Genomic DNA, 23384 nt, shown 5'->3' with positions numbered 1-23384 from the left:
TCGGCAGAGATCGTCGCCGTCCTTGATGGTGCCCTGTTTACAGAATGCGTAAGAATGTGCAAGATCGTGCAGAAACTTTGATGAGGGACCCGGCACGTGCTGACAGAAGAGAGGCTCGACCGCATCCGCGAGCAGTTGACCATCCGCGGCAAGGTCGTGGCGAGCGAGCTGGCGACGCAGTTCGACGTTTCCGAAGACACGGTTCGCAGAGACCTGCGCGAACTCGCCAAGCTGGGCTTCTGCCGTCGTGTCTATGGCGGCGCGCTTCTGCCGACGCCGGATTTCGGCACGCTGGCCACCAGAACTGCATTGGATAAGGATCGAAAGTCGAGTCTTGCACGGGCGGCGGCGCGGCTTGTCGAGGACGGCCAGACCGTGTTCATCGACGCCGGATCCACCAATCTTGCGGTCGCGAACGCGCTCGATCCGAGCCAGACGCTGACGATCATCACGAACGCGCCGGTGATTGCGACGGCGCTATCAGACCGACCGAACTTCACGGTCATTGTACTCGGCGGTCTGTACGATCAGGCGAAAGGCGCGTGCCTCGGGCCGCAGGCGATACGTGAAGCCATGCAGGTCTATGCGGACATGTTCATCATCGGCGTATGCGGCGTGGACAGCATCGCCGGCGTCACTGCGCTCGATCCGAGCGAAGCCGAACTCAAGCGGACCATGGTGAACCAGAGCAGCATTCTCGTTGTCGCCGCGACGGCCGAGAAGCTCGGCACAGTCGCGCCGTTCAAGGTCGCGGACACGTCGATGATCGATCATCTCATCGTGGAGGATGGCGAATTCGACCGCGGAGACTTCGCGCGGTGCGATGTCCAGGTGCATGTCGCACTAGATGGCGGTTCTCCGTCGACGTGAAGCATGTGGCGGCAACGTCCGCATCTTTCGTAGCTTCGCACGTTCGTCAAACGAGGAATTCAACGACCCATGCGCATCGCCCACACAGCACTTTGGACCCGCGACCTCGACGCCGCTGCCGGGTTTTTCGAGACCTATTTCGGCGCAACGGTGGGAGAACCTTACCACAGCAAGAACAGGGTAGGGTTCACATCGAGGTTCGCCAACCTGCCCGGTGCAGAGGACCAGATCGAGCTCATGTCCGGGCCATGGGTGACGGACGCCACAGAAGAAAGCGTTGGCTGGGATCATATCGCCATCGCCCTTGGCAGCGAGAGTGCAGTCGATGCTTTGGCGGAACGTTGCCGACTGGCCGGCTGTCTGCGGTCAGGACCCAGATGGACCGGTGACGGGTTCTACGAGGCCGTCATCGTGATGCCGGATGGTAGCGCCGTCGAGATCACCGTTTGAACGCGATGCCGACGGCGCACAAAGTTGTTGCGTTCGATCATCAATGTTCTGGGTACTGAAACGTATGGGATGTGATCCGGCGGATCCGGCGCTCGCTCAGGTCAAGACCATGCGCCAGTGACACTATTGTCATCAAGCAAGATCCGGCCTTGGACGAAACTTCGATCCGCCGCAGATAGCGCTCGCTACTCACATGCGGGGAGTGTGACAGTCCAGCTTTGCAGCAACATCCAAAGATCAGATAAGATAGATTATGGAACTAAAGGATGTGGCTGGAAGCTAAATACCTTGGCCTTCTCCCTTAGAGCTGCAGATCATCCGCCGTCACATCGACTTCGAACGCCAAACCGTCATAGGCCGGTTCGACATGGCCCGGCGTTTCAGCCATGACGCGATCGTAGTCCAGTGGAATATGCATGTGGGTCAGCAACGCGCGCTTTGGCGCCAGATGGCTGATCCAGTCGAGTGCCTGCTGAAGTGAAAGATGGCTCGGATGCGTGCGGTACTGGAGCGCGTCGATGATGAGCGTATCCAGTCCTGTGAGCTTCGGCACGGTTTTCGGCGGAAAGTCGCTGACATCGCTGCAGTAAGCGACGTTGCCGATCCGGAAGCCTAGTGAATTGATATCGCCGTGGATCTGCCTGAGCGGCTGGAACCGGATGGCACCGCCCGGACCGTCTATGACGATCGGCGCGTCCATCGTCTCGATCAGCACCGGCTTGACGATCGGCGGATAGCTGCCGCCGGCCGGTGTTTCCAGGCAATAGCCGAAGCCCTGGCGGATGCGGTCCATCGTCGGCGGATCGGCATGGATCGGAATGCGGTGCTTCTGCAGAATGAAATAGCCGCGCAGATCGTCGATCCCGTGCAGATGATCGGCGTGTGGATGGGTGTACAGAACGGCATCGATGCGCTGGACGCTTGCGGCGATCATCTGCTCGCGAAAGTCCGGGCCGGTATCGATCACGACAACGGTTTTGCCGCCATCCGGCGCGATCTGCTCCACCATGAACGAGGCGCGCGTGCGCCGGTTCTTCGGGTTTTCCGGGTCACAATCGCCCCAGTCGCCGTTCAGCCGCGGTACGCCCGGCGAAGACGCGCAGCCGAGAACGGTAAAGCGCCGCCGATATCCGGTGCTCGTTCCGACCCGGGCCGCCATCACCTCAAAGCCTCGGCATCTTGGAGAAGCAGCGGAACGCGTTTTCCGTCGTGATCGCAGCCATCTCTTCGTAAGTCAGGCCGTGAACATCGGCCAGCACCTCTGCGGTATTGACCACGTAGGACGGTTCGTTGCGCTTTCCGCGCCAGCGTTTTGGCGCCAGATAAGGTGCATCGGTCTCGACCAGCAGTCGGTCCGTCGGCAGCGTTTTCGCGATGGACCGGATCTCTTCGGATTTCGGGAAGGTCAGGATGCCCGAGAAGGATACATAGCCACCAAGCTCGATGCCGGCACGGGCGAGGTCGGGTCCGGCCGAAAAGCAATGCAGAATGAAGGGGAAAGCCCCCTTCCCGCTTTCAGCTGTCAGGATCTCGATCATGTCGTCGTCGGCACTGCGACTATGGATCACGAGCGGCAACCCGGTCTCGCGTGCAGCTTCGATATGTCTGATAAAACCGGTCTTCTGGTCGGCCGGCGTCTGCGTGTCGTAGAAATAATCGAGACCCGCTTCGCCGATCGCGACGATCTTGTCATGCAAATTGGCGAGACGAATGAGGTTTTCCGCCTGGATATCCAGCTCTTCGCTGGCATTGTTGGGATGCGTGCCGACGGAGCAGAATACCGATGGGTATTTGTCCGTGATCGCCAGCAGGCTGTCCAGCTTCCTGACGCGTGTCGAGATCGTCACCATCTGCCGGACACCGGCTTCGTGGGCGCGCTCGATCAGTTCGTCGCGTTCGGAGTCGAAATCCGCAAAATCCAGATGGCAATGGGTATCGATCAGCATGACTTGCCCTATGCCGCGGGCTGCGGCGCAACGTAGCGCGGGAAGACCGGGCTTGGAGCTTCCAGCACCGTGCCGGGTGTCAGGCGGCCAACTTCGCCGAGTGCTGCGAAATCACGCGATCCGGCAGGTGCAGCCACCAGATCGAGAAGCTTTGACGACGAGTCCGGCATGAACGGCTGCAGCAGGATGGCGATCTGGCGAACCGCTTCGGCGGCCACGTAAAGGACCGTCTCCATCCGGGCGGGATCAGTTTTCTTCAGAACCCACGGCGCCTGGGCTGCGAAATAGCGGTCGGTTTCGGACACGACGGCTATGATTGCCGCCAGCGCGCGGTGAACGAGTTGCTTTTCCATGTCGTCGCGGCAGATCGGCAGGAGCGCATCGACGGAGGCCAGCATCTGCCGGTCTGCGTCGGTCAATTCGCCGGGTGCCGGGATCTTCGCGTCGCAATTCTTGACGATCATCGACAGCGAGCGGCTGGCAAGATTGCCGATACCGTTTGCGAGATCGGCGTTGATGCGCGTGCCGATCGCGTCTTCGCTGCAGGTGCCGTCCTGGCCGAAGGAGATCTCCCGCAGCAGGTAATAGCGGATCGCATCAAGGCCGAAATGGCCGATCAGTTCGAACGGATCGAGCACGTTGCCGAGCGACTTCGACATTTTCTCGCCGCCCTTGGCCAGAACGAAGCCATGGGCATAGACGCGCTTGGGCAGCGGCAGACCTGCCGACATCAGGAAGGCGGGCCAATAGACCGCGTGGAAGCGGATAATGTCCTTGCCGATGATATGCGCATCCGCCGGCCAGTATTTGGCGCGCGGCCCATTTGGGTCGTCAAGGTAGCCGGTCGCTGTCAGGTAGTTCGTGAGCGCGTCGACCCAGACATACATGACGTGCGCCGGATCATCGGGAACCTTGATGCCCCAGTCGAACGTGGTGCGGGATACGGAGAGATCGCGCAGGCCGGATTTCACGAAGGAGATCACTTCGTTGCGGCGCTCGGCCGGGCCGATGAAGTCCGGATGATCCTCGTAATGCTTCAGCAGCTTGTCGCCGTATTCGGACAGCTTGAAGAAGTAGCTCGACTCTTCGACCCATTCGACCGGCGTGCCCTGCGGACCATAGCGGGTGCCGTCGCGCAGCTGCGTTTCGTCTTCCGCATAGTAGGCCTCGTCGCGGACCGAATACCAGCCCGCATAGGTATCCTTGTAGATGTCGCCGGCAGCGGACATCCGGTTCCAGATGTCCTTGCTCGCCTGATGGTGGCGCGGTTCTGTCGTGCGGATGAAATCGTCGTTCGAGGCATTGAGCAGCTTGCCCATTTCCCGGAACTGTTCGGTATTGCGCTCGGCTAGCGCTTCCGGCGAAATGCCTTCGTTGCGGGCCGTCTGCTGCATCTTCTGGCCGTGCTCGTCCGTGCCCGTCAGGAAGAAGACATCCTTGCCGTCGAGGCGCTGGAAGCGCGCCATCGCATCCGTCGCGATCAGTTCGTAGGCGTGACCGATATGCGGCTTGCCGTTCGGATAGGAGATCGCGGTGGTGATATAGAAAGGTGTCTTGTTCGGCATGGGCTGTACTCGGACAGATGTTAAGTCACGCCGCTCTTAGCGCATGTTGCAGACAAGCGAAACCCAAACTTCCCGCCATGGTCCGGATCGACGATCAGACGAGCCTGGCGCTCTCGAGAATGGACATCAGCGTCTGCTTGCGATCGAGGTTATAGGCCTGGGCGATCTTCAACTTCTCGGTCATATCGGAAACCAGCTTTGCCCTGCGGTCCGCCGTGGCGAGATCGCCTGACAATGCGGCCTCCCTCGCCCGTTTGACGAGATGGTCCGACAGATGCTCCAGAAAGAAGCCGAAGATGACATCGCTGTCCTTGCCGGAGAGAACGTCGGCGAGCCGGTGCATCGCCTTGCGCGCGGCCGGTCCGTCGGCAGAGACGGCATCGTCGAATGCCGAGATGATATCGGCGCCGCCGTAATTCAGAAGTTTGAGTGCCTGCGCGACGCTTCCCTTGGATTGAGTCAGCACCATCTCCTCGGTCTTGCCGCCATCGAGTGGGCTGCCGAGGGCTGCGAGCGCGCTTGCAAGATCGGCATCACTGAGCGGTGACAGCCTGAGCGGCTGACATCTGGACCGGATGGTCGGCAAGAGCCGTCCGGGGGCATGCGACAGGACGAGGAAAAGCGCACGCCGCGGCGGCTCTTCGAGGATCTTGAGGATCGCGTTGGCTGCGTTGCGGTTGAGGTCGTCGGCCGCATCGATAATGACGATGCGCCAGTTTCCGGTCCCGGATGTCTGGGAAAAGAAGTGCCCGGCTTTCCGCACTTCATCGACGGTGATGGCCGTCTTCATCTTTCCGGTCTTGTCGTCGACCGGACGAGATAGATGCAGGAGATTGTGCGAGGCGCCGGAGGCGATCTGGCGGCTGACGGCGCTGTCTGGATCCGGATCGGCAATGTGATCAGGCGCGCCTTCCGGCTCCGGATGGGAGAGGACATGATTGGCGAAACGGAAGGCCAGCGTCGCCTTGCCGATCCCTTCCGGCCCCTCGATCAGGATGGCGTGATGGCCTTTGCCCGTTTTGTAGCTGGCACTCAGAAAATCCTCCGCGGCACGATGGCCGAACAGGTGCGGATTTCTGGCGGGCGAAATGGCGCCGTCCAGAATGTGCGGATCCTGGTCGCTCATTCGGATGAACCCGGGCCGCCCGCCTGATCAGCGCCGAGGCTCAAAGCCATGGGCTCGATCAGCGCTGCGATCTCCTTGGCGATGATCTCCTCGTCGCGGTCGGCATCGATGACGTGACAGCGGCCGGGATCGGCGGTGGCAATCGCGAGATAAGCCTGGCGTCGCGTTTCGTGGGTCTCGATCTCTTCCCGCTCGAAACGGTCGGGGGCTTCGTCCGGCGCGCGTTTGCGGGCACGGCCAAGGCCGATTTCTGCGGGCAGATCGAGGATCACGGTACAATCCGGCTTGACGCCGTCGATCGCGACACGCTGCAAGGCCTCAATGAGATCGGACTCCAGATTGCCGGTGGCGCCCTGGTAGACGCGGGAGGAATCGATGAAGCGGTCGCAGAGAACGATTGCGCCGCTTGCGAGCGCCGGCCGGATGACCTCCTCGACGTGGTCGTTGCGGGCCGCCGCAAACAATATGGCTTCCAGCCTTGTCCCGAACTCTTGTGCTGCACCCGACAGCAGGACGTGGCGAACCGCTTCGGCGCCCGGCGAACCGCCAGGCTCGCGGGTCATCAGAACGTCGTAACCCCGCCTGCGCAGGAGATCGGCAAGCCTGCGGATCTGAGTGGATTTACCCGCCCCTTCCCCGCCTTCGAATGTCACGAATAGCCCGGATTGTTGTGTCACACCTAATTCCGTATTGCGCCTGTCGGACGGTTCATAGCCCATATCGACGCGGCACGGAACATGTCAAAGCCAGAAGAACATCAGTTCCAGAACCGCATCGGTGGCCTTGTTGAAGAGTGTGCCGCTCTCGATGGCATCGGCCGTCATCAGCGGCACTTCCCGGACCAGCCGGTCTCCGGATGAGATCCTGAGAACGCCGATTTCCTGTCCTTTCGTGACGGGAGCACGGAGCGGCCAGCGGTAGACGATCTGACCCGAAAGACGATCCGGGCTGTCGGTCGGAAGGTAGAGATCGACGGGCTCCTGCGCGACGAGATCGACGTGGCGGGTCGTGCCGCCATAGACGCTTGCCTGACCAATCACTTCGCCTTGCGCGAAGATCACCTTGGTCTGGAACGAGGAAAGCCCCCACTCCATCACCCGGCGCGCCTCTTCCACCCGTTCCTTGTCACTGGCAAGCCCGCCCATGGCGAGGAAAAGCCGTGTGCCTTCACGCTGTGCCGACGCGACGAACGAAAACCCTGCGCCTTCCGCATAGCCCGCGCCAAGCCCATCTATGCCGAGATTGAGCGCGAGCAGCGGGTTCTTGTTCCGCTGGAAGATCTTGTTCCAGGTGAAGTCCGGCTGGGCATAGAGCGGGTAGTATTGCGGATATGTCTTTTGAAGGTGCCGCGCGAGTTCCACCATGTCACGGGTGGTGGTCCGGCTTTCGGCAGACGGTAGGCCCGTCGAATTGCCGAATGCAGAGCGCGTAAGCCCCAGATCCTTGGCGCGCGCGTTCATGCGCGTCGCGAATTCGGCCTCGGAGCGGGACAGTCCTTCTGCCAGAATGATGCAGGCGTCGTTGGCATTCTGGATGATCACGCCTCGGATCAGGTCGTCGACCTTCATCTGCGATTTTAGCGCCGCAAACATGGTCGTAGTGCCGGAAGGCGCGCCACCGGTGCGCCAGGCGAACTCGGTTACGGGATAGCTGGTTTCGGGCGTGATCTCGCCGCGCTGGAGCGCGCTGAACACCACTTCCATGGTCATCAGCTTGGCGAGCGAGGCAGCAGGAAGAGACTGGTTTTCGTTTGCCGAAAGCAGCACCGTGCCGGTCTTTTCCTCGACCATATAGACCTGTCTGGCCTTGGTCGCGAAGGCTGGTGCGGCGTCCTGCGCAGACACGGTCTGTGTCGCGGAAAAGGCTGCCGTGACGCACAGGCAGGCCGAAAACAGAAAGCGTCGCATCATGCCCCCAGAAACGTTTTCGACCTATGCCTACAGCATCGATCCGCGAACCGGAATCAATTTTCGGAGATAGGATGTTTTGTGGAAGACAGCGCGAACAACGCGCTGCCGATCGGGACGTCAGACGCGTCGCCTCAGGGGCGAGCCGTGCCGGGCCGCTTAGTCCTGCAGCAGGACGTTGCCAAACATGACCTGCTGCTTGTGGCCCTTAGGCGGCTCGACATAGGCAGTTTCGGAGGTCCAGGCCTGCTGTGCCGGGTTTGCGACCGGGCGGATCTGCTGTTCTGCCCGCGCCGGAGCGACTGGCTGAACGTAACGCTGCTGGCTTGCAACCTGCTGCTGAGCCGGGGCTGCGATCGCCTTCTGGGTCGGAGCCTGAACTGGTGCCGGCTTTGGCGCAACTGCCGCGACCTGTCGCTGCGGTGCTTGTGCACGAACCGTCTCAGCCGTCGAACGCTCGACCGGGCGCGGCGACGCCGCATACTGCTCGGCCTGCTGGAAGCCCCTCTTCGAGGATGCGTTGCTCTGCGCACGGCTCGGATAGGCGGCAGGCGTCGGTACGGACGAACCGAAGCTCTGCATCTGGTCACGCAATGGCTGGTTCGACGCGACCATCACGCCGCTTGAACTCTGACCGCCACCCGGATTGAAGGACGGCAGTCGATCGCCCTTGCGGATGTAGGACGCCATCAGGAACGGTGTATCCTCACCATCCATACGAGCGCGGCCGACATACTGGACATTGACCTTGGCAGTGCCCGAACGCTTCATATCGAGGAGCTCGGCCGTCTTGCTGGACACGTCGAGGATGCGGCCGGCGTGATACGGGCCGCGGTCGTTGACGCGGACGATGACCGACGAGCCATTTTCGACATTGGTGACGCGGGCATAGCTCGGCAGCGGAAACGTCGGATGGGCTGCCGTGAGGCTGGCAGAATCATAGACCTCGCCATTTGCGGTATAACGGCCATGGAAGGCCGAACCATACCACGATGCGAGACCACTCTTGTTATACTGCGGATCTTCCTTGGGAACGTAGGTCTTGCCCCTCACCTGGTAAGGCTGGCCGACCATAAAGCGACCGCCGCCTTTCGGTACCGGCTGTCCGTCCTTGACGACGCGCGGACTGGCTTTGACGCCATACTCCTTCTCGGAGAAGTATTCCTTGCTGCGTACCTGCTTCTGCGCAGGTTCAGGCGTCGGCTTTGTCGTGGCACAGGATGCCATCGCCGCGAAAACCACCGTCATGCCAAGCCACTTCGCACTTAGCGAAACAATACCGCCACTCAAACGCAAAACCTGTCCGCCCCATAATTTCTTGCCACAACGAGCGCTTGAGCCTCGAAGATCGATTCGTCGTTCCGATCAATGAACCAAGCGAGACCCGTCCGGCCCCGTCTTTGATGGATGCCTAGATTTGCTTTTTTCGTGGCTAAAATGCGAACGAAAACTGTTGAGTAATTAAAATTGTATCCAGTATGGTTAACGGATACTTAAAGTAATATTCTATTAATACTTTGATTGCCGCCTTCCCCGCCAAAGACTAGGGTACCAGTGCAGCAATCGAAGCGCATCTCCAGTTGACGACGGCAGTTCTGCGATTATAAAGCCTGACAGCGAGGAAGAGTGTCCGAGTGGTTTAAGGAACCGGTCTTGAAAACCGGCGTGCGGGAGACCGTACCGTGGGTTCGAATCCCACCTCTTCCGCCATCAGCCGATCGCACCGAAAAGAGTGGCAGCGTTCCATACACATCACGTCTGTAATGCTTGCGGGCTTTTTGCCCTTGAAAAAAGCGTACCGCTCGCCATTTCGCAACTTCCTGTTTTAACCATGCGTGAAATGATGTCCGATAGCACAGCCTATACCGAATCCGCGAAAATCCTCCTGCTGGAGGATGATCTCCTTCTTGCCATGGACATGGAGGATTACCTCCTCGACCGTGGACACGAAGTCGTCGGACCGTTTGGACGTCTGGTCGATGCGCTCGATGCCATCCCTCGCAACGAGCTTGCCGGCGCGGTGGTCGATCTCAACCTGCACGGCGAGTTGTCCTTTCCGGTGATCGAGGAACTGCAGGCACGTTCTGTCCCCATCATCGTCTGCACCGGTTACGCCGAGCTGCCGGAAGTCAAGACGAGGCTGAAGGGATTGCCGCTGCTTCCCAAGCCCTGGACGGCCCACAAGCTTTCCTCGCTGATGGAAGAGACATTCGGGGCCACTCAGGAGCCACGTGACGCGCCTTCGTCGAAGATCCGGAACTAGGCGCTCGGGCGCTCATCAAAGTTCGTTCTGACACAGTTTCGACGCGGCGCCTAAAGGGGCAGCCGCGCCGGAGTTCCGAACTTCAGTCGAATGACGGTATCGGGAAGGTGATCCGGCAAACGAGGCCTGTCTCGGCATAGTCTATTTCGACGTTCCCTCGGAGTTCATACTGGATGCTTCGCTCCACCAGCGTCGTACCAAAACCCTGTTGCTCGGGTGGCGTGACGGTCGGGCCGCCAATCTCCTGCCAGGTGAGCGTAATGGTTGCCTTTCCCTCCTTCACGGCGTCGCGCACCCAGCTGATCGCGATATGACCGCCATCCTGTGACAGTCCGCCGTATTTCACCGCATTGGTCGTCAGTTCGTTGAAGACCAGGCTGAGCGCCAGCGCGGACTTCGGGTCGAGATGAACGGTCGGACCGGGATCGATCACGAACCGGTTGCCGCGGCCCTCCATATACGGTGCCAGGGTTCGACGTACGACGTCGGCAAGCTCCGCCTTGCTCCAGTTCGTTTCGAACAGGAGCGCATGTGCGTCAGCCATCGCCCGAAGCCTGCCAAGCAGGTTCGACGCGTAGTCATCGACCGTGTGACTGCTCTTTGCAGTCCGGCGTACGAGCGACATGACCATGGCCATGGTATTTTTCACCCGATGGCTCAGTTCGCGGACGAGCAGTTCCTTCTGGTTCTGCGCACGCCGGTGCTCGGCTTTCTCGTGAGCCTCCGCCAGTGCCCGCTCGACGGCAGCGGGCAAGCGTATCAACCGTTGCTTCAGAACGTAGTCCGTCGCGCCACACCGAAACGATTCGATTGCGGCCTCCTCCCCGAGGATACCGGAGACAAAGATGAATGGTATCTCCGGCACCTCGCGGCTTGCCATGTCCAGCGCCGCCATACCGTCGAAATCGGGCAGCGAAAAATCCGAAAGGATGAGGTCGAAATCGCGCGCTTCCAGCGCTTTCACAAATTCACCGCGGTTGCTGACGAGACGGATCTCCGGCTTTTTCGTCAACAGTTCAAGCTGCTCGCGGATCAATTCGGCATCGAGCGGGCTGTCCTCCAGCATGAGTAGGCGTGGATTGTGCTGCACTCTGTTAGCCTCCGTCTTTGGCGCGGTATCCAGGAGGTGGTTCATTCAAGAGAGCCCAAAATACCCCGAGATCCTGAATGGCCTTGAAGAACTGCTTGAACTCGACAGGCTTCACGACGAAGGCGTTGACGCCGAGCTCGTAGCTTCGCACCAGATCCTGCTCTTCCCTCGACGACGTCAGCATGACGATCGGAATGTGGTGCAGTCTCTCGTCTTTCTTGACACGCTCGAGGACTTCGAGACCATCGATCTTGGGCAGTTTCAGATCAAGCAGCACGACGGTCGGATCGCCGGACGGGCGACCTTCATGAATCCCGGTTCCGAAGAGATAATCGATCGCCTCGGCGCCATCGCGAGCAACGACAATCTCGTTGGCAAGCTGGCACTTTTCCAACGCGGCGAGCGTGAGTTCCAGGTCGCGTGGGCTGTCTTCGACAAGCAGTATCGGGCGTAGTTCAGGCATGAGCGCGGCCTTTCTTCTCAGGGCCTGGCAGGGCAAAGACAAAGGTTGCGCCCTTGTCCACTTCCCCATGGGCGGTAATGCTTCCGTTATGGCGTTCGACGATCCTGCGCACAAGAGCAAGGCCGATACCGGTCCCCTCGAAGTCTTCGGCGCGCTGGAGCCGCTGGAAGACCCCGAACAGTTTGCCGACATAAGCCATGTCGAACCCGACGCCGTTGTCGCTGACGCTGTAGGTGGTCACATCGCCTTTGACGGAGCCCCGGACGCGGATTTCTGCGGGGTTGCGGTGCCTGCTGTACTTTACCGCGTTTTCGATGATGTTGAACCAGACCTGCCGCAACAGCGTGGCATCGCCCCAGGCGGTCGGCAACGGCTCGATCGACCACGAGATCGCTCGGTCGTCTTGGTTCAGAATCACGCTCTTCACAACCTCGGCGACTAGCTTGTTCATGTCGACATGCTTATGGGTGATCGAGGCACGCCCCAGCTGCGAAAAATTGAGCAGGCCATCCACGAGCCTGCCCGCTGCCAGTGCCGAATCGGAGATGGTCCGAAGGTAGTGGCGCGATTTTTCGTCGAGACTGTTTTCCCGGTCTGTCAGCAACTGAGCGAAGCCGACGATGTGCCGGAACGGCGCCCTCAGATCGTGCGACACCGAATAGGAGAAAGCTTCAAGCTCCTTGTTGGAGCGCTGCAGTTCGCTGGTGAGTTCACCCAGCTCTTCAGCCTTTCGCAAGACGATCCCGACGATCGCGTTGCGAAGGTCGCGTGCAGCAGAAAGTTCTGCTTCGCTCCAGGCCTGAGAATGGAGCCGGACATTTTCGCTCCAGGCATGAAAGGATTTCCGCGGATGGATACGTCCTTTTTCCTGGACAATCTTATGCGGGTCTCCAGCCCACTGGACCGTGCGGATCACCTCGGGCCGGAACCAGATCAGCCAGTTTTCGTAAAGCTCGGACAAACGAATGGCGATGATGCCGCTTGCCTCGCCGGCAAACGCTTCAGCCGATGGAAAGTCCGCAGCAAGCGATGTGGTGGCGAAGATGTCGTCGTCCGCTCTGCCGGAAAGCCAGCCGACGATGGAGCGAACTTCGTCGTCCGTCGGGGTGATCCCCACCTTGTGGCACTCTCCCTGTGCAATAATGGCGGCTCCCGAGGCACCGACCTGCGCGACCAGATCCTTCGGCAAGGTCTCCAATCCCTCGCTCCAGGACGAGGCAGATGTCATTGCCCGCAGAAGATCACCGGAGATGCGCGCCAGCTCGACGCGGCGGGTGGCGTCCTGGGAGTGAACTTGCGCTGCGATCCGCATGGCGAGCGACTGGACGATAAAGTCGCAGGCATCGCGCACCCTGACCGGAACCATGTGAGGCTGGGCGCTATGGCAAGCGACAAGTCCCCAAAGGTGTCCGTCGATTATGATAGACATGGACATGGATGCGGCCGTGCCCATGTTGTGCATGTATTCGAGATGCACCGGCGAAACGCTGCGCAGCTGCGAGAAGCTCAGATCAAGCGGACTGCCTGCGGTCCCGGATTCGCGACCAGCGTCTATCGGCACAGGTTCATAGGATGCGTCGGGAATGACCCGCAAGCGATTGGCGGCGTAAAGCGCACGCGCCTGTGCCGGTATGTCGCCCGCCGGGAAACGCAGGTCGAGATACGATGGCAACCTGCCATTGCCTGCTTCCGCGACAACGTGTCCGTTCCAGTCGTCGTCGAACTTGTAGACGAGGACGCGATCGAACCCTGTCAGGTCGTGAACAAAGCGAGCGGCCGCCGCAAGCGAACCCGCCACATCGGCCTGCGTCGACAGAACCTGCGCAAAACCGCGCAGGCGCGCAAACAGGCTGCCGAGTGTCTGCGCTCCCGAACGCTCGACTTCCAGGATAACAAGTCCACCAGATCGATGCGCCGTCAGTGTTGCATCGGAGATATCTGTCTGGAAAACGGCTTCGCTCGACTCATGCCAATTTCTAATGTCGTCATTCAGTGGATCAAGGATCACCGGCGCGGGACCGCCGAGGCGCAGATCGGCACCAAAAAACGCGCCGGCATTGCGGCTTGCCTGCAGGACCGTGAGATCAGCCGGCCGCAGAACGATCAGCGCACCATGCGGCTGGATCGCACCCGGTATATGGATCGGCTCCTGCGCGCAGGATTCCAGGTTGATTTCCGATCGATCCAAAATGCTTTTTCTCCCTCATCTCCGCCCGCATTCCACCGCGGTTCAGAGCCAAACAGGCTTCTAAATTAGTCCTGTCGTTTCACAAGCCAAAATACAAACTGGACGATTCATGTAAACCGAGCCGCTACCCATCGGCTCGGAATCGAGGGAACTTCGCCGTCCCAACTTCATTATTCGCTGACAAACACGAGCAAGATTCGGATGAATGCCAATGGTCCTCAAACAGTGATTGCTCACCTTTACGATTGTCGGCGCCGCGTCTCTTCGCGCCAGAAGAACTCCAGTTCCACGCAAGCGCGATTATCTAGCCTGCCCTTGTCGGAATCAATCGCGACAGTTAGGGGACAATGAATGTCTAAAGAAACCGAACACACGAGCCAGCCATCCGAACAGGCCATTGGCCTTTTCCTGCAGGACGGCGATGGCGACAGCCTTACCGACGTGCTCGTCGAAGCGCTTTACGAAGCATTTCGCATCATGGACGACGACGTCTCTACCGAAACCTACCACTAACGCGCTAAAACGTACACTGGCGGCGAATGAGCGGACGCGACGCTGGGCCTGAGACGGCTCGCCCGTGGAGACGCCGAGCAGCGTTCGCCGAACCGGGTCGTTTCGATCACTAGCGGGGAAAGAGTGCCCACCGGGGCCGGCTGTCATGACTGTCGTGGTCGTATAATCCCTGCCATTACCTTCACGAAATAGTCAGTGGCGCGGACATTGGTGGTGCCTGCGCGCTTTTGCGCGTCAACGCCTTCATTTCCGTTGCAGATTGTTCTAGAGACATTCGCTCAAACCGCCGGAAAGGCGGCACTACGACTGATAGGTAATATCGCCGATGCTCAATTCGCTCAGAAACGCAGCCCGCTCCTGGGTCGCAAAACTCCTGCTCCTGGTTCTTGCCGCATCCTTCGGCATCTGGGGCATTTCGCACTCCCTGATCGGATCGAACAGCAATACCGTCCTGACGGTGGGCGATCAGCAGATCTCGTCTGAAGAGTTCAGGCTGGCCTATCAGCGACAGGTCGCTAATATCGGTCGTCAGTTCGGCGCACCGCTGACCGCGGAACAAGCACGTGCATTCGGCGTCGAGAACGAGGTGTTCGCACAGCTCGCCGCAGGCGCTGCGCTCGATCAGCTTTCCGACGACATGAATCTCGGTCTTTCAGAAGACAAGCTCGGTATCCTGATCAGCGAAGACCCTGCATTCCAGGGCGTCAACGGTCAGTTCGACCGTGCCTTGTTCACCTCCCGCCTGCGCAATGCCGGCCTTCGTGAGGACGATTACATCAAGGAGCGCAGCAAGGTTGCTGTCCGCAGCCAGATCGTCGAATCGGTGTCCGACGGGTTCAAGCCGCCGCAGGTTCTGATCGATGCATTGAAGCAGTATCGGGACGAAAGCCGCACAGTCGAATATCTACTTTTGTCGAACGCCAATATCGATCCCGTGAAAGCACCGACGGATGATATTCTGGCGCAGTGGTTCGAAGGTGCGAAGAGCCGCTATCGGGCCCCGGAATACCGCACGTTTGCCTATGTGAAGCTGCAGCCATCCGACATCGCGGATGCGTCTTCGATCACCGACGAGCAGGCGCGGGCCGAATACGACAAGCGGATCGCCAGCTTCAAGACGAGCGAGACGCGCACCATCGAGCAGCTGCCCTTCCCCAACATGGAAATGGCAGAAGCCGCGGCGACGCAGTTGCGCGCCGGAACGACGACGTTCGACCAGGTCATGGCGGACCAGGGCAAAACCGCAGCCGACGTTCGCCTCGGCGACTTTACCCGCGACGCTGTTCCGGATGAGGCAATTGCAGAAGCGGCCTTCAAGCTTGGCGCGAATGGCGGCATCACGCCAGCCGTTCAAGGTACATTCGGTCCCGTCATTTTACGGGTCTCCAACGTTCGCCCGGAAACCACCCGCGCCTTCGATGAAGTCAAGGGCGAGTTGCGCCAGCAGATGGCGGTCGCTGCCGCCTCGCAGGAACTCAACACGGCACATGACCGCTTCGAGGAGTTGCGCAGCAACGGGACGACGCTTGAAGACGCGGCAAAGGATCTGAACCTCAAGCTCGTCACGGTCACGGCCAATGCATCCGGTCTTGATCCGCAGGACAAGCGCATTGCGGATCTCCCCAGTGGCACCACGCTTTTGACCGACGTCTTCCGCACCGATCCCGGCGCGGATACGCTGCCGCTGACGGTTGGCACGGACGGCTTCGTCTGGTTCGAGGTCCGCAACGTCACGCCGGAACGGGAACGTCCGCTTAGCGAAGTCCGCGACCGGGCCGTTGCCGACTGGACGGCTGATCAGCAGCGTCAGGCGCTTTCGGCACGCACGGCCGACCTCAAGGGTCGCCTCGACAAGGGCGAGACGCTGGCAGTAATCGCTGAGGATCTCGGCGTCGCCATCGAAACGAAGTCCGGCCTGCGCCGCAACGGCGAGGACGCCATCTTCGGCAACGAGGCGATTGCGGCAGCCTTTGCCGGACCGGTCGGCGTGACTGGAACAGCGCTCGGATCCGACGGCGAGAGCCGCCTTCTTCTGAAGGTGACGGCGGTCGATCAGGCCACGAGCGATGCGCTCGCCGGCGACGAGCAACTCCAGCGCATGGCCAATTCTGCCGGCGATGACATGCTCGATCAGATGGTCAACAGCCTCAAGAACACCTACGGTGTTTCGATCAACCAGGCCGCCGTCAATCAGTCGGCTGCGCCCGCGCAATACTAAGCGACTTGAGAGCCAAAGAATGCCTGAGCTGAAACCCTTCATCGCCAAAGTTGCTGCCGGGGAGAGCCTCACGCTGGATGAGGCGCGTCAGGCGTTCGACATTCTGATGTCCGGCGAGGCGACGCCCTCGCAGATCGGCGGGTTTCTGATTGCGCTGCGCGTACGAGGAGAAACGGTGGCGGAGATTTCCGGCGCCGTAACGACCATGCGCGAGAAGATGCTGCGGGTCGACGCACCAGCCGATGCCGTTGATATCGTCGGTACCGGTGGCGATGGTGCGGGCACCTACAACATCTCGACACTGGCGTCGATCATCGTGGCTGGTACAGGCGTTCCCGTCGCCAAGCATGGCAACCGGGCGCTGAGTTCCAAATCGGGCACGGCGGACGCTTTGTCAGCCCTCGGTGTCAACCTTGAAATTGGCCCGGAGCGTATTGCCCGCTGTATTCGCGAGGCCGGGATCGGTTTCATGTTCGCCTCGATGCACCACGCCGCGATGCGCCATGTGGGGCCTAGCCGCGTCGAACTGGGCACGCGGACGATCTTCAACATTCTAGGTCCTCTCTCGAACCCTGCAGGCGCCAAGCGTCAGTTGCTCGGCGTTTTCGATCCGAAATGGCTGCAGCCGATCGCAGAGGTGCTGCGCGGTCTCGGCTCCGAGACTGTCTGGGTCGTGCATGGCCAGGGTTTGGACGAGATCACCACGACAGGCGTGACGCAGGTCTGCGCTCTGGAGGGCGGCAGTATCCGCTCCTTTGAACTGACCCCAGCCGATTTTGGCGTGCCGCAGGCAACGCTTGCCGACCTCAAGGGTGGTGACGGAATCCACAATGCGAAGGCTTTGCGGGCGGTTCTCGGCGGGGCGAAGAATGCATACCGTGACATCTCACTCTGCAACGCGGCGGCAGCGCTTGTCGTCGCCGGAAAGGCCGAAACGCTGAAGGATGGCATGACGATCGCCACGAACGCGCTCGAAAGCGGCAATGCCGCTGCAGCGCTTGACCGGCTTGTGGCCGTATCGAACGAGAAGGATTGAGCGAATGGCGGATATTCTCAAGAAGATTGAAGCCTATAAGCGCGAGGAAATCGCAGCGGCCAAGGCGAGTGTACCGCTCACTGAGCTGAAGGCTCGTTCCGCCGACCAGCCTGCTCCGCGCGGTTTTCTGCGTGCGTTGCAGGCCAAGAAGGATGCCGGCATTTTTGGTCTCATTGCCGAAATCAAGAAGGCGAGCCCTTCGAAAGGGTTGATCCGTCCAGATTTCGATCCGCCGTCGCTCGCCGCAGCCTATGAGGCCGGCGGTGCAGCCTGCCTGTCTGTTCTAACAGATACGCCGAGCTTTCAAGGTGCGCCGGAATTCATGGTCGCAGCAAAGGCTGCCTGCGCCCTGCCCGTTCTGCGCAAGGATTTCATGTTCGAGACCTACCAGGTGCACGAAGCGCGCGCCTGGGGAGCCGACTGCATCCTGATCATCATGGCGGCGCTGTCGGATGACGACGCGCTTGCGATCTACGAGGTCGCCGGCGAGCTTGGCATGGATGCGCTGATCGAAGTGCACGACGCCCCTGAAATGGAGCGGGCGCTGAAGCTCGAGGCACCGCTGGTGGGGATCAACAACCGCAATCTGCGCACGTTCGAGCTCGATCTCGCCATCAGTGAGACACTTGCACCGATGGTGCCGAGCGATCGTCTTCTGGTCGGCGAAAGCGGCATTTTCAGTTATGCCGACTGCCAGCGGCTTCAGAAGGCTCATATCGAGACCTTCCTCGTCGGTGAAAGCCTGATGCGTCAGGACGACGTTGCTGCGGCGACGCGGCTGCTGCTGTCCGGCAAGCCCTCCGCACAGGCGGCCGAATAATGGCAACACTCACCCATATCGATGCGGCCGGCGAAGCGCATATGGTCGACGTCGGCGACAAGACCGAAACTGTGCGCTCGGCGATTGCCGAGGGTCATGTCAGGATGCTTCCAGAAACGCTCGCGCTGATTCTGGATGGCAATGCCAAGAAGGGTGACGTCATCGGCACGGCGCGGCTCGCCGGGATCATGGCGGCGAAGAAGACCAGCGATCTCATTCCTCTTTGCCATCCGCTGATGCTGACCAAGGTCTCGGTCGAGATTACCGAAGACGCCGCCCTGCCCGGCCTGCGCGTCACGGCGACCGCCAAGCTGACCGGCAAGACCGGTGTCGAGATGGAAGCGCTGACGGCGGTGTCCGTTGCCTGCCTGACGATCTACGATATGGCGAAAGCCGCAGACAAAGGCATGCAGATCGGCGGCATCCAGCTTCTCGAGAAGACCGGCGGCAAGTCCGGAACATACCGCCTGGAGGGCTGATGAAGGCACTACTCCCCGTGGCGGATGCCAGGAGCCGGCTGCTCTCTGCAGCGCGTCCGATCGACGATATCGTGAATGTCCCGCTCGGCGAGGCCGACGGTCGCGTGCTGGCTGCCGATCTCGCCGCGAGGCTGACACAGCCACCGTTCGACGCGTCCGCCATGGACGGCTACGCAGTACGGGCAGAGGACGCGTCTACGATCGGCACGGAACTGTCGGTCATCGGGACGGCGTCTGCGGGCCATGCCTTCGAGGGCATTGTCGGCCCGGGCGAGACGGTGCGGATCTTCACGGGTGCACCTCTGCCGCAGGGCGCTGATTCCGTCCTCATCCAGGAAGATGCCGAGCGAATCGCGGACGACCGGATCCGCACTGCATTTGCCGTCGTCGAAGGACGGCATGTGCGGCCCCGCGGCCAGGATTTTGCAGAGGGCGAGATCGTCCTCAAGCGCGGCACAGAGCTCGACTTCGCCCATCTGACCGTCGCCGCCGCGATGAACCATCCGACGCTTGGGATCTATCGGCGACCAAGGGTCGCGATCCTTGCGACCGGTGACGAGCTTGTAGTTCCTGGCGGTGTGCCGGCGACCGCGCAGATCATTGCCTCCAATACGTTCGGCGTCGCCGCACTGGTGCGGTCCAACGGCGGTGAGGTTCTCGACCTTGGCATCGTCAAGGACAACCAGGCGGATATCGCTGCAGCTGTCGCACGGGCGCAGCTCGAAAAGGCCGACGTGCTGGTCACGCTCGGTGGAGCTTCTGTCGGCGATCACGACCTCGTCCAGTCGACGCTGAAGGGCGCCGGTATGGAACTCGATTTCTGGCGGATCGCGATGCGTCCCGGCAAACCGCTGATGGTCGGTTCGCTCGACGGCATGCATGTGCTGGGCCTGCCCGGCAACCCGGTCGCAAGCCTTGTGACCAGTCTCCTCTTCCTCGAGCCGCTGCTGCGAAAGCTCGCGCATCTCAGCGAGAGGAACCGCGAGGTCATGGGTGTCACAGCGGAGCAAATGAAGGCGAACGACCAGCGGCAGGACTATGTTCGCGCGAGCGTGACGCGTGACGCGGCGGGAAATCTCGTTGCAAAGGCTTTCGGAAAGCAGGATTCGTCGATGATGAAGATATTTTCGCGATCCGACGGCCTTATCGTGCGTCCTCCGCACGCTCCGGAGCTGGCTGCCGGTGCACCCTGCCCTATATTGCTCATTCGTTCCTAAGGCGCTTTCCAGGCGTCCTTTGCGATGCCTCGAACGGAGAAGCGCGTGCCTGCCGATCATTCAACTGACAAAGACATTCCGACCATCCTGTGGTTTCGCAAGGATCTCCGTCTCGATGACAATGCGGCGCTGAATGCCGCGATCGATGCCGGCGGCCCGGTCATCCCCGTCTATATCCGCGAACCCGACGAACTGAACATCGGGCCTCTCGGTGGCGCGCAGGAATGGTGGCTGCATCATTCGCTGACGGCACTCAAGGGCGCGCTGAAAGCGCTCGGCAGTGACCTCATTCTCGTTAGGGGAAAGGCCGAGGATTTTCTGTCCGACATCGCCCACAAGACCGGCGCCCGCTCCGTCTTCGTCAACCGCGCCTATGAACGCACGGACTACGACCGTGAAATCGCGGTCGCCCTCAAAGACAAGGGCATCGCCATCAGCGCCTTTCATGGCCAGCTTCTCCACGAGCCGGACCGGATCCGCACGGGGGCGGGCAAGCCATTCAAGGTTTTTACACCGTTCTGGAACGCGATGCAGAAGCTCGGCGAACCGCACGAGCCGATGGATACCCCAAAGTCCATCCCTGCCCCGAAGCAATTTCCCCGTTCGGAAAGCCTGGACGGCTGGGACCTGCTGCCGGCAAAGCCGGACTGGGCTTCGGGTTTTTCCGAAATGTGGACACCGGGAGAACAGGGCGCGCGGGAGAAGTTAAAGGACATCATCGACAGGGACCTGCACGACTACAAGCGCGGTCGGGACTTTCCGGCGATCGACGCGACGTCTTCGCTATCTGCCCACCTAACCCATGGTGAGATTTCCCCGGCCCGCATCTGGTACGAGACGAGAGGACTTCCGGCGAAGACATCGGAAGACGTGTCGCACTTCCGCCGCGAGCTTGCCTGGCGCGATTTCTGCTACGGTCTGCTCATCGAGTTTCCCGGCCTCGATCGCGAGAACTGGGACGACAAGTTCGACGCATTCGAATGGCAATACGATGCCAAACAATTCACGGCCTGGACCAAGGGTATGACGGGTTATCCGATCGTCGATGCCGGTATGCGGCAGTTGTGGAAACACGGCTATATGCACAACCGGGTTCGGATGATCACGGCGTCGTTCATGATCAAGGATCTGATGATCGACTGGCGCAAGGGCGAGCAGTGGTTCCGCGATACGCTTGTCGATGCGGATCCTGCCAACAATTCCGCCAACTGGCAGTGGGTGGCCGGCAGCGGCGCCGATGCCTCACCGTTCTTCCGGATCTTCAACCCCATCCTGCAGGGCGAGAAATTCGATCCTGACGGCGACTACGTTCGCGAGCATGTGCCCGAACTGGCGAAGCTCGACCGTAAATACATCCACAAGCCGTTCGAGGCGCCGGCGGCGGTGCTGGAGAAGGCCGGGATCGAGTTGGGCAAGACCTATCCAGAGCCCATCGTCGATCACGGCTTTGCCCGCGACCGGGCGCTCGCCGCATACAAGGCGCTGAAATAGAAAAGTGGTCAAAGAAAAACCCGGTCGAAGCCGGGTTTTCTCAGGTCTTAGACGAGACGGCTCTGTTCGAGCGCTGCCTCGACGAAACTCGCAAACAGCGGGTGCGGATCGAGCGGTCGGCTCTTCAGTTCCGGATGGTACTGAACGCCGATGAACCACGGATGGTCAGGGTATTCGACCGTTTCCGGCAGAAGGCCGTCCGGTGACATGCCCGAGAAGACGAGGCCGCAGTTTTCAAGGCGGTCCTTGTATTGGACGTTCACTTCGTAACGGTGACGATGGCGCTCAGAGATATCCGTCGACCCGTAGATCTCGGCGATCTTCGTGCCCTTCTTCAGAGCTGCCTGATAGGCGCCGAGACGCATCGTGCCACCGAGGTTGCCGGCGGTAGACCGCTTCTCGAGCTCGTTGCCCTTCAGCCATTCCGTCATCAAACCGACGACCGGTTCCTTTGCAGGACCAAACTCGGTCGAGGATGCGTCTTCGATGCCGGCGAGATGACGGGCGGCTTCCACCACCGCCATCTGCATGCCGAAGCAGATGCCGAAATACGGAACCTTGCGTTCGCGTGCAAACTGCGCCGCGAGGATCTTGCCCTCGGAACCGCGTTCGCCGAAGCCGCCGGGGACCAGAATGCCGTGAACCTTCTCAAGCCACGGAGCCGGGTCTTCTTTTTCGAAGACTTCCAATTCGATCCACTCGAGATTGACCTTGACGTGATTGGCGATGCCGCCGTGATGCAGGGCCTCGATCAACGACTTGTAGGCGTCCTTGAGGCCTGTGTACTTGCCGACGATCGCGATCGTCACTTCGCCTTCCGGTGTGTGGATGCGGTTGCAAACCTCTTCCCAGGCGTCCAGACGGGGCTTGGGAGCCGGTTCGATGCCGAACGCAGCCAGCACCTCCGAATCGAGGCCTTCCTTGTGGTAGGCCATCGGGACGTCGTAGATATTGGCGACGTCGAGCGCCTGGATGACCGCGGATGGGCGAACGTTGCAGAACAGCGAAAGCTTGCGGCGCTCGGCCTCCGGGATTTCCCGGTCTGCGCGCACCAGCAGGATGTCCGGCGCGATACCCAGCGCCTGCAGTTCCTTGACGGAATGCTGGGTCGGCTTGGTCTTCAACTCGCCGGCTGCAGCAATGAACGGCATCAGTGTCAGATGCAGATAGATCGTTGTTCCGCGGGGCAAGTCGTTCTTGACCTGGCGGATCGCCTCCATGAACGGCATCGCTTCGATATCGCCGACCGTACCGCCAACTTCGCAGAGGACGAAATCGTAGTCCTCATTGCCCTCGGTGACGAAATCCTTGATCTCGTTGGTGACATGCGGAATGACCTGAACGGTCGCGCCGAGGTAGTCGCCGCGGCGTTCCTTGTCGATGATGTTCTTGTAGATACGGCCGGTGGTGATGTTGTCGGTCTTGGTCGCCGAACGGCTGGTGAACCGCTCGTAGTGACCGAGATCCAGATCGGTCTCAGCGCCGTCGTCGGTCACGAAGACCTCGCCGTGCTGCGTCGGGCTCATAGTGCCCGGATCAACGTTGAGATAAGGATCGAGCTTCCTCAGCCGAACCCGGTAACCCCTCGCCTGGAGCAGTGCTCCGAGGGCCGCGGCCGCAATTCCTTTTCCGAGGGAAGAAACCACGCCGCCTGTGATGAATACATATCGCGCCATGGGAGCCACCGAATACCTTCTGATTTCTGATTCCGCCAGCGGAATTTTCTTTTTCCGCAAAAAGTC

The 23384-nt window shown here is 60.5% G+C and carries 21 protein-coding genes and 1 tRNA gene; 11 read left to right on the top strand and 11 right to left on the bottom strand.

The window, feature by feature from the left end:
- Nucleotides 1–96: 96 nt before the first annotated feature.
- Together ACQY1P_RS13765 and ACQY1P_RS13760 are read left to right on the top strand one after the other, a co-directional pair.
- Nucleotides 97–870 carry a DeoR/GlpR family DNA-binding transcription regulator gene (locus tag ACQY1P_RS13765; RefSeq protein WP_113110515.1) on the top strand — a complete coding sequence of 258 codons (774 nt, stop codon included), beginning with the start codon at nt 97–99 and terminating at the stop codon, nt 868–870.
- Nucleotides 871–939: 69 nt separating this feature from the next.
- Nucleotides 940–1320: a glyoxalase/bleomycin resistance/extradiol dioxygenase family protein gene (locus ACQY1P_RS13760; protein ID WP_062456878.1), complete on the top strand. Its 381-nt coding sequence runs from the start codon at nt 940–942 to the stop codon at nt 1318–1320.
- Nucleotides 1321–1621: 301 nt separating this feature from the next.
- Here the strand turns inward: ACQY1P_RS13760 and ACQY1P_RS13755 are convergent, their stop codons facing one another.
- The 7 genes from ACQY1P_RS13755 to ACQY1P_RS13725 form a co-directional block, all read right to left on the bottom strand.
- Nucleotides 1622–2479 carry an MBL fold metallo-hydrolase gene (locus ACQY1P_RS13755; RefSeq protein ID WP_430256642.1) on the bottom strand — a complete coding sequence of 286 codons (858 nt, stop codon included), beginning with the start codon at nt 2477–2479 and terminating at the stop codon, nt 1622–1624.
- 4 nt (nt 2480–2483) lie between these two features.
- Nucleotides 2484–3266, bottom strand: coding sequence for a TatD family hydrolase (locus ACQY1P_RS13750; RefSeq protein ID WP_430256641.1), 783 nt, complete (start codon nt 3264–3266; stop codon nt 2484–2486).
- 8 nt (nt 3267–3274) lie between these two features.
- Nucleotides 3275–4831, bottom strand: a complete 1557-nt coding sequence (gene metG / locus ACQY1P_RS13745; RefSeq protein WP_430256640.1) for a methionine--tRNA ligase — start codon at nt 4829–4831, stop codon at nt 3275–3277.
- A 94-nt stretch (nt 4832–4925) separates the two neighbouring features.
- On the bottom strand, nt 4926–5957 hold the full coding sequence (locus ACQY1P_RS13740; RefSeq protein ID WP_430256639.1) for a DNA polymerase III subunit delta': 1032 nt from the start codon (nt 5955–5957) through the stop codon (nt 4926–4928).
- On the bottom strand, nt 5954–6634 hold the full coding sequence (gene tmk, locus ACQY1P_RS13735; protein ID WP_430256638.1) for a dTMP kinase: 681 nt from the start codon (nt 6632–6634) through the stop codon (nt 5954–5956). The genes ACQY1P_RS13740 and tmk overlap by 4 nt, the downstream gene beginning before the upstream one ends.
- A gap of 63 nt (nt 6635–6697) precedes the next feature.
- Nucleotides 6698–7867, bottom strand: coding sequence for a D-alanyl-D-alanine carboxypeptidase family protein (locus tag ACQY1P_RS13730; RefSeq protein WP_430256637.1), 1170 nt, complete (start codon nt 7865–7867; stop codon nt 6698–6700).
- A gap of 156 nt (nt 7868–8023) precedes the next feature.
- The gene (locus ACQY1P_RS13725; RefSeq protein ID WP_430256636.1) at nt 8024–9160 is read right to left on the bottom strand and encodes a septal ring lytic transglycosylase RlpA family protein; all 1137 of its coding nucleotides are present in this window, start codon (nt 9158–9160) and stop codon (nt 8024–8026) included.
- A 324-nt stretch (nt 9161–9484) separates the two neighbouring features.
- On the opposite strand from ACQY1P_RS13725, the gene ACQY1P_RS13720 reads away from it, so the two are divergent.
- Both ACQY1P_RS13720 and ACQY1P_RS13715 read left to right on the top strand, forming a co-directional pair.
- A tRNA-Ser gene (locus ACQY1P_RS13720) sits at nt 9485–9574 on the top strand.
- 133 nt (nt 9575–9707) lie between these two features.
- Complete coding sequence (locus tag ACQY1P_RS13715; protein ID WP_082476293.1) at nt 9708–10127, top strand: response regulator; 420 nt, start codon at nt 9708–9710, stop codon at nt 10125–10127.
- A gap of 82 nt (nt 10128–10209) precedes the next feature.
- Here the strand turns inward: ACQY1P_RS13715 and ACQY1P_RS13710 are convergent, their stop codons facing one another.
- From ACQY1P_RS13710 to ACQY1P_RS13700, 3 genes are read right to left on the bottom strand one after another with little or no spacing between them, the layout of a single operon-like run.
- Nucleotides 10210–11217: a sensor histidine kinase gene (locus ACQY1P_RS13710; protein ID WP_430256635.1), complete on the bottom strand. Its 1008-nt coding sequence runs from the start codon at nt 11215–11217 to the stop codon at nt 10210–10212.
- 4 nt (nt 11218–11221) lie between these two features.
- Nucleotides 11222–11680 (bottom strand): response regulator, encoded by a 459-nt coding sequence (locus ACQY1P_RS13705; protein ID WP_062456905.1) that lies wholly within the window; start codon nt 11678–11680, stop codon nt 11222–11224.
- Nucleotides 11673–13868 (bottom strand): ATP-binding protein, encoded by a 2196-nt coding sequence (locus ACQY1P_RS13700; RefSeq protein ID WP_430256634.1) that lies wholly within the window; start codon nt 13866–13868, stop codon nt 11673–11675. Before ACQY1P_RS13700 ends, ACQY1P_RS13705 begins: the two co-directional genes overlap by 8 nt.
- Before the next feature lie 351 nt (nt 13869–14219).
- Here ACQY1P_RS13700 and ACQY1P_RS13695 point away from each other — a divergent pair, with 351 nt between their 5' ends.
- The 7 genes from ACQY1P_RS13695 (at nt 14220) to ACQY1P_RS13665 (ending at nt 21642) form a co-directional block, all read left to right on the top strand.
- The gene (locus ACQY1P_RS13695; RefSeq protein WP_092662350.1) at nt 14220–14381 is read left to right on the top strand and encodes a hypothetical protein; all 162 of its coding nucleotides are present in this window, start codon (nt 14220–14222) and stop codon (nt 14379–14381) included.
- 325 nt (nt 14382–14706) lie between these two features.
- The gene (locus tag ACQY1P_RS13690) at nt 14707–16599 is read left to right on the top strand and encodes a SurA N-terminal domain-containing protein (protein WP_430251729.1); all 1893 of its coding nucleotides are present in this window, start codon (nt 14707–14709) and stop codon (nt 16597–16599) included.
- 19 nt (nt 16600–16618) lie between these two features.
- A complete protein-coding gene (trpD, locus tag ACQY1P_RS13685) occupies nt 16619–17635 on the top strand; it encodes an anthranilate phosphoribosyltransferase (RefSeq protein WP_113110505.1) in 1017 nt (338 codons plus the stop codon).
- A 4-nt stretch (nt 17636–17639) separates the two neighbouring features.
- Nucleotides 17640–18455 carry an indole-3-glycerol phosphate synthase TrpC gene (trpC, locus tag ACQY1P_RS13680; protein WP_430256633.1) on the top strand — a complete coding sequence of 272 codons (816 nt, stop codon included), beginning with the start codon at nt 17640–17642 and terminating at the stop codon, nt 18453–18455.
- Nucleotides 18455–18934, top strand: a complete 480-nt coding sequence (gene moaC / locus ACQY1P_RS13675) for a cyclic pyranopterin monophosphate synthase MoaC (RefSeq protein ID WP_430256632.1) — start codon at nt 18455–18457, stop codon at nt 18932–18934. The genes trpC and moaC overlap by 1 nt, the downstream gene beginning before the upstream one ends.
- Nucleotides 18934–20151 (top strand): molybdopterin molybdotransferase MoeA, encoded by a 1218-nt coding sequence (locus tag ACQY1P_RS13670; RefSeq protein ID WP_430256631.1) that lies wholly within the window; start codon nt 18934–18936, stop codon nt 20149–20151. The genes moaC and ACQY1P_RS13670 overlap by 1 nt, the downstream gene beginning before the upstream one ends.
- Nucleotides 20152–20175: 24 nt before the next feature.
- Nucleotides 20176–21642: a cryptochrome/photolyase family protein gene (locus ACQY1P_RS13665; RefSeq protein WP_430256630.1), complete on the top strand. Its 1467-nt coding sequence runs from the start codon at nt 20176–20178 to the stop codon at nt 21640–21642.
- A 47-nt stretch (nt 21643–21689) separates the two neighbouring features.
- Here ACQY1P_RS13665 and ACQY1P_RS13660 read toward each other — a convergent pair whose 3' ends face one another.
- Nucleotides 21690–23318: a CTP synthase gene (locus ACQY1P_RS13660; RefSeq protein WP_430256629.1), complete on the bottom strand. Its 1629-nt coding sequence runs from the start codon at nt 23316–23318 to the stop codon at nt 21690–21692.
- Between the last annotated feature and the right edge of the window lie 66 nt (nt 23319–23384).

This window comes from Neorhizobium sp. DAR64872/K0K18 (assembly GCF_050500175.1).
GTDB classification, from domain to species: Bacteria; Pseudomonadota; Alphaproteobacteria; order Rhizobiales; family Rhizobiaceae; genus Neorhizobium; species Neorhizobium soli.
Note: the sequence above shows the minus strand (reverse complement) of the source record. Positions and strands in the feature narration are given on the sequence as shown.

Excerpts from the sequence above, each read along its gene's own strand:
- ACQY1P_RS13760 (WP_062456878.1), top strand. The coding sequence starts at position 940 with ATGCGCATCGCCCACACAGCACTTTGGACCCGCGACCTCGACGCCGCT.
- ACQY1P_RS13755 (WP_430256642.1), bottom strand. The coding sequence starts at position 2,479 with ATGGCGGCCCGGGTCGGAACGAGCACCGGATATCGGCGGCGCTTTACC.
- ACQY1P_RS13750 (WP_430256641.1), bottom strand. The coding sequence starts at position 3,266 with ATGCTGATCGATACCCATTGCCATCTGGATTTTGCGGATTTCGACTCC.
- metG (WP_430256640.1), bottom strand. The coding sequence starts at position 4,831 with ATGCCGAACAAGACACCTTTCTATATCACCACCGCGATCTCCTATCCG.
- ACQY1P_RS13740 (WP_430256639.1), bottom strand. The coding sequence starts at position 5,957 with ATGAGCGACCAGGATCCGCACATTCTGGACGGCGCCATTTCGCCCGCC.
- ACQY1P_RS13730 (WP_430256637.1), bottom strand. The coding sequence starts at position 7,867 with ATGATGCGACGCTTTCTGTTTTCGGCCTGCCTGTGCGTCACGGCAGCC.
- ACQY1P_RS13715 (WP_082476293.1), top strand. The coding sequence starts at position 9,708 with ATGTCCGATAGCACAGCCTATACCGAATCCGCGAAAATCCTCCTGCTG.
- ACQY1P_RS13705 (WP_062456905.1), bottom strand. The coding sequence starts at position 11,680 with ATGCCTGAACTACGCCCGATACTGCTTGTCGAAGACAGCCCACGCGAC.
- ACQY1P_RS13695 (WP_092662350.1), top strand. The coding sequence starts at position 14,220 with ATGTCTAAAGAAACCGAACACACGAGCCAGCCATCCGAACAGGCCATT.
- ACQY1P_RS13690 (WP_430251729.1), top strand. The coding sequence starts at position 14,707 with ATGCTCAATTCGCTCAGAAACGCAGCCCGCTCCTGGGTCGCAAAACTC.
- trpD (WP_113110505.1), top strand. The coding sequence starts at position 16,619 with ATGCCTGAGCTGAAACCCTTCATCGCCAAAGTTGCTGCCGGGGAGAGC.
- trpC (WP_430256633.1), top strand. The coding sequence starts at position 17,640 with ATGGCGGATATTCTCAAGAAGATTGAAGCCTATAAGCGCGAGGAAATC.
- moaC (WP_430256632.1), top strand. The coding sequence starts at position 18,455 with ATGGCAACACTCACCCATATCGATGCGGCCGGCGAAGCGCATATGGTC.
- ACQY1P_RS13670 (WP_430256631.1), top strand. The coding sequence starts at position 18,934 with ATGAAGGCACTACTCCCCGTGGCGGATGCCAGGAGCCGGCTGCTCTCT.
- ACQY1P_RS13665 (WP_430256630.1), top strand. The coding sequence starts at position 20,176 with ATGCCTCGAACGGAGAAGCGCGTGCCTGCCGATCATTCAACTGACAAA.
- ACQY1P_RS13660 (WP_430256629.1), bottom strand. The coding sequence starts at position 23,318 with ATGGCGCGATATGTATTCATCACAGGCGGCGTGGTTTCTTCCCTCGGA.